Here is a 1,758-nt window from a genome sequence, read left to right as displayed (position 1 = left end):
GGCGAAACTGCTGTTCGTCGCCGCGCTGCTGCTCGGCCTCGCCGGTCCGGCTGCTGCCCTGGCCAGGATGGACCCGGTCAGCGTTCTTGACCACAGCAGGCTGCGGGTGGCTGGGCTGGTCCTGGTCGGCGCCGGCGTGACCGCCACCCTCGCCGCGCAACTGAGCATGGGCGCCTCCTGGCGCGTCGGGGTCGATCCGGCCGAGCGCACCGCCCTGGTCACCGGCGGCGCGTTCGCCCTGGCCCGCAACCCCATCTTCACCGCCATGACCGCCACCAGCGCCGGTCTTGCCGCGATGGTGCCCAACCCCATCGCCCTGGCCGCCACCGCAGTCCTGGTCGCGTCGATCCAGCTGCAGGTCCGCGCCGTCGAGGAGCCCTACCTTGCCCGCACCCACGGCGCCGCCTACGCCGACTACGCTGCCCGGGTCGGCCGATTCTGGCCCGGAATCGGCCGCCGACCAGCACCGACCCGTCGCTGAGCGCGCCTCTCACTCACGATCAACCACTGATCGTTGATCTTTCGCGGAAAGCTACGGGCGGGCCCAGTCGCAGGCGATGTCCATTTCCGCAGCCTACGGCCCCGAGCAGAGGGATGGACCGGTCATGGGTGCGGGGCGTCGGGGTCGGGTCGGCTGTTGAGATAGGCGGTCCAGTCGGCTCGGGCGTAGGTGCTCCAGGTGGCGGCGGTCTTGTGGGTGAGGCCGAACAGGTCGGTGATGACGGGTGCGGGCAGGTCGGCCGCGAGGGCGATCAGGGCGTTGTTGCGGGCGGCGCCAACGGGAATGCCGTGTTGGCGTAGACGGTGTCCGAGGCTGGCCGCCGCGATGGGGCGGGTCGGCGGTCTGCCCGGGAAGAGGTAGGCGGCCTGGGCCTGCGCGGTGGGGCGCAGACCGAACGTGCGTGGTGGTTGCGCGATGAGCTGGTCGACGAGCTGCGCGAGGGTCGGCGGCAGCAGGACCGGCACGGAGTCGAGGGCCAGGTAGGTTCCCCGGTCGTCTCGACTCAGCCGCTCGGTGGTCAGCGCGTGGATCTTCGGCAACCGGACGCCGTAGAGCAGGATGAGACCGCCGGCCACCTTCACGTCGACCGGCGTCGGGTCGTCCGGGGTGAGGCACCGCCGCAGCAGGTGCAGGTGGTGGTCTTCGGCGAGGAACCGGGAGGGCGTGTCGTCGCGGCGGCGGGCGATGACCAGGTTCGGAGTGATCCGTCGCGCGGCGGTCCAGGCGGTGAAGGCCCGGACCGCCCGGCGTCGGTGGGCTCGGCCGTCGGTCATGAACTCGTCCAGGCGCGGCTGGGTGAGGTCGTCGATCGTCAGGTTGCGCTGGCCCAGCCAGGACATCAGGGCCAGCGCCTGGTGGATGTCCTCGCGGTCGGCGGTGGCGGAGCTGGCGGTGTATCGGCCGCGGGTGGCGGCGCGGCGGGCCTTGCGCAGGACGACCCACTGGGCGAAGGGCCGGACGAGTCGTTGGCGATCGGCTGGCTGGTCGACGAGCAGGGCGTCGAGCCACGGTTCGAGCCGGGCCAGCGGCTCCAGCCGGTCGGGCAGGACGCTGGTGGCCACGAGCAGTTTGCGCAGGTAGTCGACCGCGCCCGCCTTCGGCGTGTGCAGGAGTTCATCGAGCACCTCGTGGGTGACCGGCGCCCTGGTCGCGGCCAGCTCGGCGAGCAGCCGGGCGGAGCCGCTGCGGCGCAGCCAGGCGAGGGCGTGCCGTGGGATGGCCGCGTTGACCAGCGCGTCGGCGAACGGAAGTAGCTG

At 72.4% G+C, this 1,758-nt stretch carries 2 protein-coding genes; one reads left to right on the top strand and one right to left on the bottom strand.

Going from position 1 to position 1,758, the window contains the following annotated elements; translation table 11 throughout:
- On the top strand, nt 1-481 hold a 481-nt coding region (locus tag AB0E94_RS52825), incomplete at its 5' end, for an isoprenylcysteine carboxylmethyltransferase family protein (RefSeq protein ID WP_360344530.1).
- A 122-nt stretch (nt 482-603) separates the two neighbouring features.
- Here AB0E94_RS52825 and AB0E94_RS52820 read toward each other — a convergent pair.
- A partial coding sequence (locus tag AB0E94_RS52820) for a hypothetical protein (RefSeq protein ID WP_360344527.1) occupies nt 604-1,758 on the bottom strand: 1,155 nt, incomplete at its 5' end.

The sequence above is a fragment of the Actinoplanes sp. NPDC026670 genome, from assembly GCF_040638175.1.
Lineage (GTDB): Bacteria > Actinomycetota > Actinomycetes > Mycobacteriales > Micromonosporaceae > Actinoplanes.
Note: the sequence above shows the minus strand (reverse complement) of the source record. Positions and strands in the feature narration are given on the sequence as shown.